Origin of the sequence: uncultured Intestinimonas sp., assembly GCF_944387725.1 — a bacterium.
GTDB lineage: Bacteria > Bacillota > Clostridia > Oscillospirales > Oscillospiraceae > Intestinimonas.
The window spans coordinates 24,059-31,130 of sequence record NZ_CALXGA010000023.1; the positions used below are offsets into that span (position 1 = coordinate 24,059).

Genomic DNA, 7,072 nt, shown 5'->3' on the forward strand with positions numbered 1-7,072 from the left:
GTGGGGCGGCTTTCTGCAAAAATCCGCCCCCCGGCGGGGCGGGTGTCCCGGCCGGACGGCGGATGGAGGTTGCGCGGGGGCGTTACAGCCTGACCACCCAGTTGTGTGGGTCGGCCACGGCGCCCCACTGGATGCCGGTGAGGGTGTCGTAGAGCTTCTGGGTGACGGGGCCGATCTTTCCGCCGTTGACCACCACATGCTTGTCCTCCCAGCCCATCTCACCGATGGGGGAGACCACGGCGGCGGTGCCGGTGCCCCAGGCCTCCTCCAGCTTGCCGGCTTGGGCGGCGTCGAAGAGCTCCTGGGCGGTGATGAGCCGCTCCTCCACCTCATAGCCCCAGTCCCGCAGCAGCTCCAGGCAGGAGCGGCGGGTGATGCCGGGCAGCACCGAGCCGGTGAGGGCGGGGGTGAGGATCTTCCCGTCCACCTTGAACATGACGTTCATGGAGCCCACTTCCTCGATATACTTCCGGTGGACGCCGTCCAGCCACAGCACCTGGGCGTAGCCCTGCTCCTCGGCCCGCTCGCCGGCCCGGATGGAGGCGGCGTAGTTGCCGCCGCACTTGGTGTAGCCGGTGCCGCCCCGGACGGCTCGGACGTCCTCGGACTCCACATAGATCTTCACCGGGTTGATGCCCTCGGCGTAGTAGGCCCCCACGGGTCCGGTGATGATGCAGAAGAGGTAGGTGTGGGAGGCGTGGACCCCCAGGTTGGGGTCGGTGGCGATGATGAAGGGGCGGATATAGAGGCTGGTGCCCGGGGCGTCGGGGACCCAGCCGGCATCCACCCGCACCAGGGCCTCCACCGCCGCCACAAAGTCCTCCACCGGCACCGGGGGGATGCACAGCCGCTCGCAGGAGTCGATCATCCGGCGGGCGTTGTCGGCGGGGCGGAAGAGCTGCACGCCGCCGTCGGGCCGGCGGTAGGCCTTCAGGCCCTCGAAGACCTCCTGGGCGTAGTGCAACACCATAGCGGAGGGGGGCAGGGTAAAGGGTCCGTAGGGCACGATGCGCGGGTCGTGCCAGCCCTGGCCCTTGTCATAATTGAGCAGAAACATATGGTCGGAAAAAATCTTTCCGAAGCCCAGGCTGTCGGGATCGGGCTTGGGCGCTGGGTGCTCGGTGCGCTGGATTTTGATCTCCTCCATGGCGGATACCTCCTGTAAACGAACCGCTTTGCGGCACTTTCATTCGATATCATTATAGCAGTGCGCTCCCCGTTGCGCAAGAGAGGATATGACAGAAATCCCGCCGCCGCTCCCCGGACCTCCCGTCATAATTTCCGCCCGAACCTTCCGGAAAAAGGATGCTTTGGCTGCCGCCGCCCTTGTATTCGGGCGGCCTTTCTGATATAATAAACCTCATTCTTCAGCCTGTATCCCTGCCCTTCCCAAGGAGGTGAACCTGTGAAAAACAACAAGCTTGGCGGGCTTCTGGAGCCCAGCCTGGGGCTCTATCTGGCCTGCATGATCCTCTTCGCCCTGGCCTCCGCCCTCTTTTCCGTGCCCCTGGCGGTGCTGGAGGGGGTGATCGTGGTGATTTTGCACCTCTACCTGCGCCGCAGCCGCAGTATGCGGAAGCGGGAGATGCTCCGGTATATCGAGTCGGTAACCACCAACATGGATGCCGCCAGCCGGGACACCATGCTCAACTCCCCCCTGCCCATGGTCATCTTCTACCCCGACACCGACGAGGTGGTCTGGTCCAACGAGCGCTTTCTCCAGCTCACCGACGGACGGGAGCACCTCTTTGACACCAAGCTATCCACCCTGGTACCCGGCTTCGACCACCGCTGGCTCCTGGAGGGCAAGAGCCTGTGCCCCGGCGAGGTGAAGCTGGACGACCGCCGGTTCCTGGTCTACGGCTCCCTGGTCCACTCAGAGGAGCGCCGGGGACCCTCCCCCATGCTGGCCACCACCTACTGGGTGGAGATCACCCCCTACGTCCGGGTGAAGGAGGCATTCTTCGCCTCCCGGCCGGTGCTGGCCATCCTGCTGGTGGACAACTACGAGGACGCCATGAAGAACACCGACGAGGCCGCCCGCACTGCCCTGCGCAGCGAGATCAACCAGCGCCTGGCCGCCTGGGTCCAGCCCACTGGGGGCCTCTTCCTGCGCTACGACCGGGACCGCTACCTCTTCCTCTTTGAGGAGCGCTGCCTCAAGCACTTCCAGGAGACCAAGTTCGACGTGCTGGACGCCGTCCACGATATCCCCGCCCCCGGGGCGGTGCCGCCCACCCTCTCCATCGGCATAGGGAAGGACGCCCCCGGCTTCCGGGAGCTCTTTGAGTACGCCTCCCTGTCCATTGAGATGGCCCTCTCCCGGGGGGGCGACCAGGCGGTGGTGAAGAACAAGGACACCTTTGAGTTCTACGGCGGACGCAGCAAGGAGATGGAAAAGCGCACCAAGGTAAAAAGCCGGGTCATGGCCAACGCCCTGGGGGAGCTCATCGCCGACTCCTCCCATGTCTTTGTCATGGGCCACCGCTTCCCCGATCTGGACTGCATCGGGGCCTGTGCCGGGGTGTGCGCCATTGCCCGGAAGCGGGGCCGCTGGGCCCGGATCATCCAGGAGACGGGCAACAATCCCGCCGCCGAGATGACGGAAAAGCTCGCCCGCGTCCCGGAGTACAAGGACGTCTTCCTCACCGCCCAGGAGGCCATTGTCCTGGCCGATCCCCGGACGCTTCTGGTGGTGGTGGACACCAACCGCCCCGAACAGGTCATCAGCCGGGACCTGCTGGAGTGCTGCAGCCGGGTGGCCGTCATCGATCACCACCGCCGGGCAGCCTCCTACATCTCCAACGCCGCGCTGAACTTTCACGAGCCCTACGCCTCCTCCGCCTGCGAGCTGGTCACGGAGCTGCTCCAGTACATTCTGGAGCCCGCCGACCTGCTGAAGATCGAGGCCGAGGCCATTCTGGCCGGCATTGTGCTGGACACCAAGAACTTCACCATGCGCACGGGCACCCGGACCTTTGAGGCGGCGGCCTTCCTGCGCCGCTCCGGCGCGGACACCGGGGACGTGAAGAAGCTCTTTCAGAGCGACCTGGAGGGGGTTGTCTCCCGGTATGACATCATCCGCCACGCCAAGATGTGCCACGGGAGCATCGCCGTGGCGGCGGTGGACCACACGGTGGGCCGGGTGACGGCGGCGCAGGCGGCGGACGAGCTGCTGAACATCATCGGCATTGACGCCTCCTTTGTCCTCTTCCCCGACGCCGACGGGGCCCGGACCATCATCTCAGCCCGGAGCATCGGGGACGTCAACGTCCAGGTGGTGCTGGAAAAGCTGGGGGGCGGCGGCAACGCTGCGGCCTCCGGGGCCCAGGTCCCCAGCCCCGACGTCCAGGCGGTGCTCCAGCAGCTCCTCCGGGCCATTGACCAGTATTTTGAGGAGGAGTAGCCGCCTCCAGACGCCTTGGGCGCAAGGGCCCCCCTTGGGGGGCCGGCGCACTGGCGGGGCCTGGCGCTTCGCAAGGTTTTATATCCCATATTGAACCCCCCATTTTAATCCAGAAAGGATGGTTTTTATGAAAGTGATTCTGCAGCAGGATGTCAAGGGCCAGGGCAAGAAGGGCCAGCTCATCGAGGCCAGCGACGGCTACGCCCGGAACTTCCTGATTCCCCGGAAGCTGGCAGTGCCTGCCACCGCCGAGAACCTGAACGCCATGAAGCAGCAGGAGAAGGCCAAAAAGGCCCAGGAGGCCGCCGAGAAGGCCGAGGCCGAGGCCGTGGCGGAAAAGCTCAAGACCTCTGTGGTGAAGCTCACCGCCAAGGCGGGCGCCGGCGGGCGGCTCTTCGGGGCGGTGACCTCCAAGGAGATCTCCGACGGCCTGAAGGCCCAGTACGGCCTGGACGTGGGCAAGAGCAAAATCGTCCAGGAGGAGCCCATCAAGGCCTTCGGCACCTATGAGCTCAAATGCAAGCTGGGCTATGAGGTCACCGGCGCCATCTATGTGGTGGTGGCCGAGGAGAAGTAAGTCCCTTTGGCCCGGGAGGCCGGAGCCCCGCCCCGGCTCCAGCGGGTTCGCCGCGCCGGGGCAGGGCGTCACTGGGCCTTTGCGCCCAATCCCTGAGACAGACAGGAGGGGAATCTGTGGACGAAGAGCTTTTGGTCCGGCAGCTCCCCCACTCCACCGAGGCAGAACAGGCCGTGCTGGGCTCCATGCTCATCGACGCCCGGTGTGTCCCGGTGGTGGTGGAAAAGCTCCGGCCCGACGACTTCTACCTCAAGCAGAACCGGGACATCTACGAGACCATCTACTCCATGTCCGCCCGCATGGAGACCATCGACCCGGTGACGGTGCTGGACAAGATGCGCTTAAACGGCGTCTTCGACGAGAACACCTCCCGGTCCTACATCCTCCAGCTCATGGAGATCACCCCCACCGCCGCCAACGTGGAGGAGTATGTGGAGATTCTCCGGGACAAGGCCCTGCTCCGGCGCATCGCCGAGACCGCCGGGGACCTGTCCAGCCTGGCCCAGGACAGCGCCGCCGTGGGCCAGGAGGTGCTGGACGCCGCCGAGCAGCGGATTTACGCCCTCCGGCAGGGCCGGGCCAGCCAGGGGCTCATTCCCCTCTCCAGCGTGGTGTTGGACGTGCTGGACCGGCTGGAGGAGCTCTCCCGGTCTGGCTCGGACATCCCCGGCCTCTCCACCGGCCTGCCAGATGTGGACAGCGCCATCTCGGGCCTGAACAACTCCGACCTCATCCTTCTGGCCGCCCGGCCCGGCATGGGCAAGACCTCCTTCGCCCTGAACATCCTGCTCCAGGTGGGCAAGTTCTCCGGCAAGGCGGCGGTCTTCTTCTCCCTGGAGATGAGCCGGGAGCAGCTGGCTATGCGCCTCATTTCCAACGAGGCCTTTGTAGACAACAAGAAGCTGGTTACAGGCCGCCTCGACGACGAGGACTGGGACAAGGTGGCCATGGCCGCCGCCGCCCTGGGCCGGGCCGGCATTCTCATCGACGACAACCCCTCCCTCAGCGTGGCCGAGATGAATGCCAAATGCCGCCGGGTGGATAACCTGGGGCTGGTCGTCATAGACTATCTCCAGCTCATGCAGTCCGCCGGGGGCCGGCAGCGCTATTCCGGAGAGAACCGCCAGCAGGTGGTCTCCGACATCTCCCGCGCCCTGAAAATCATGGCCAAGGAGCTCAACGTGCCGGTGGTCTGCCTCTCCCAGCTCTCCCGGGGCCCAGAGAGCCGCCAGGACAAGCGGCCCATGCTCTCCGACCTCCGGGAATCGGGGGCCATCGAGCAGGACGCCGACATTGTCATGTTCCTCTACCGGGACGACTACTACAACGAGGACAGCGAAAACCACAACCTGGCCGAGTGCATCATCGCCAAGAACCGCCACGGGGAGACCCGGAAGGTGGAGCTCCAGTGGCTGCCTGAGTACACCACCTTCTCCTCCATCGACCGCACCCACTCGGAATACTGAGGAAAGGATGTCCCGCCTATGGACCGGGCCGGAATTCCGGCGGGCTTTGCCGCTCTGACAAGGGAATATGCCATGCTCCCCGCCGGGGGCCATGTGCTCTGCGCCGTCTCTGGGGGGGCCGACTCGGTGTGCCTTCTCCACCTCCTCAAAGGACAGGCGGAGGCGGCGGGCTTTTCCCTCACCGCCGCCCACTTTGACCACGGCCTCCGGGGGGAGGACTCCCGCCGGGACGCCGCCTTTGTGGCGCAGCTGTGCCGGGACTGGGGCGTCCCCTGCGTCACCGGCTCCGGCGACGTGGCGGTCGAGGCTGGACGGCGGGGGGCGGGCCTTGAGGAGACCGCCCGGGACCTGCGCTACGCCTTTCTGGAGGAGGCCGCCGATGCGGTGGACGCGGACGTCATCGCCACCGCCCACAACGCCGGCGACAATGTGGAGACCCTGCTCCTCCACCTCATCCGGGGCAGCGGGCTCCAGGGCCTCACCGGCATCCCGCCCCGGCGGGGGCGGCTGGTGCGGCCCCTCCTCGCCACCTCTCGGGCGGAGATTACGGCCTATCTGGAGGCCCACGGCCTGCCCCATGTGGAGGACGCCTCCAACGCCGACCCCGCCTTTGCCCGGAACAAGCTCCGCCATCAGGTCCTTCCCCTGCTCCAGGCCCTCAACCCCCGTCTGGAGGAGGCCCTGGGGGAGACCATCCGGCGGCTCCGGGCCGACAACGACTACCTCAACGCCCAGGCCGCCGGCATGGCCCGGGAGGCCGCCTGGGCCGATGACGACCTGGTGATCCGCACCCAGCTGGTGGCCCGGGCCCCCGACCCCATCGCCGTGCGGATCATCCGCTGGATGCTCCTGGAGATGGGAGAACACCAGTTCAGCGCCGCCCACCTCCAGGCGGTGGTGGATCTGGCCCGGTCCTCCGCCCCCTCCGGGCGGGTGGACCTGGCCCATGGCCTCACCGCCTACCGGGTCTACGGGGACCTGCTCCTTACCGTCCAGGGGGAGGACCCCCTGCCCCCCTTCACCCCGGTCCCGCTGGCGCTGGAGGGGGAGACCTCCCTGCCCGAGGCGGGCTGGGCCCTCACCTGCCGGCGCGCCGTTACCCCGGCGGAGGCGCCCCGGGGGGGCAATCACTTCTTCCTGGACCCGGCGCGGCTTTCGGGCCCCCTGGTACTCCGCCCCCGGCAGACCGGGGACCGGCTGGCCCTCCCGGGCCGGGGAGAGAAGACAGTAAAGAAGCTCCTCATCGACGGCAAAGTCCCCCGGCGGCTCCGGGAGCGGGTCCCCGTCCTGGCCGACGGGGCCGGGGTAGTGTGGCTGGGGGGCTTCGGCCCCCACCGGGACCGGCTGGCCGCCCCCGGGGTGGAGGCCCTGGAGGTCGCCGCTGTTCGGGGGTAAGGGGCCGTCCGGACCCCGTTCCGGCTGGGAGCCGACCCCCAGGGCGGACCCCGAAACGGGGGAACCCCCTTAGGGCTTGTTTGAAAAATGTCAACATGCCCAATCAGCGGGTTTTTTGCCCCCTGGACGGCGCAATTTTTCCTTGAAATCTGCCAGGATTCCTGCGAAAAAATTGCTTGCCGGCGGCCCAAAATCCCTCGCTGCTGGACACATCGCCAATTTTCAAAC

The 7,072-nt window shown here is 66.7% G+C and carries 5 protein-coding genes; 4 read left to right on the forward strand and 1 reads right to left on the reverse strand.

All coding sequences use genetic code 11. From position 1 onward, the window contains the following. Positions 1 to 82 precede the first annotated feature (82 nt). Positions 83 to 1,147, reverse strand: a complete 1,065-nt coding sequence (locus Q0K09_RS05245; RefSeq protein ID WP_294473767.1) for a branched-chain amino acid aminotransferase — start codon at positions 1,145 to 1,147, stop codon at positions 83 to 85. A 258-nt stretch (positions 1,148 to 1,405) separates the two neighbouring features. Here Q0K09_RS05245 and Q0K09_RS05250 point away from each other — a divergent pair, with 258 nt between their 5' ends. The 4 genes from Q0K09_RS05250 (at position 1,406) to tilS (ending at position 6,844) form a co-directional block, all read left to right on the forward strand. Continuing rightward, positions 1,406 to 3,406: a DHH family phosphoesterase gene (locus Q0K09_RS05250; RefSeq protein ID WP_294473769.1), complete on the forward strand. Its 2,001-nt coding sequence runs from the start codon at positions 1,406 to 1,408 to the stop codon at positions 3,404 to 3,406. 127 nt (positions 3,407 to 3,533) lie between these two features. Beyond that, positions 3,534 to 3,983, forward strand: coding sequence for a 50S ribosomal protein L9 (gene rplI / locus Q0K09_RS05255; RefSeq protein WP_294473770.1), 450 nt, complete (start codon positions 3,534 to 3,536; stop codon positions 3,981 to 3,983). 116 nt (positions 3,984 to 4,099) lie between these two features. After that, on the forward strand, positions 4,100 to 5,449 hold the full coding sequence (gene dnaB / locus Q0K09_RS05260) for a replicative DNA helicase (protein ID WP_294473771.1): 1,350 nt from the start codon (positions 4,100 to 4,102) through the stop codon (positions 5,447 to 5,449). An 18-nt stretch (positions 5,450 to 5,467) separates the two neighbouring features. Further along, positions 5,468 to 6,844: a tRNA lysidine(34) synthetase TilS gene (gene tilS, locus Q0K09_RS05265; RefSeq protein ID WP_294473772.1), complete on the forward strand. Its 1,377-nt coding sequence runs from the start codon at positions 5,468 to 5,470 to the stop codon at positions 6,842 to 6,844. The last annotated feature ends 228 nt before the right edge of the window (positions 6,845 to 7,072 follow it).

Excerpts from the sequence above, each read along its gene's own strand:
- Q0K09_RS05245 (WP_294473767.1), bottom strand. The coding sequence starts at position 1,147 with ATGGAGGAGATCAAAATCCAGCGCACCGAGCACCCAGCGCCCAAGCCC.
- rplI (WP_294473770.1), top strand. The coding sequence starts at position 3,534 with ATGAAAGTGATTCTGCAGCAGGATGTCAAGGGCCAGGGCAAGAAGGGC.
- tilS (WP_294473772.1), top strand. The coding sequence starts at position 5,468 with ATGGACCGGGCCGGAATTCCGGCGGGCTTTGCCGCTCTGACAAGGGAA.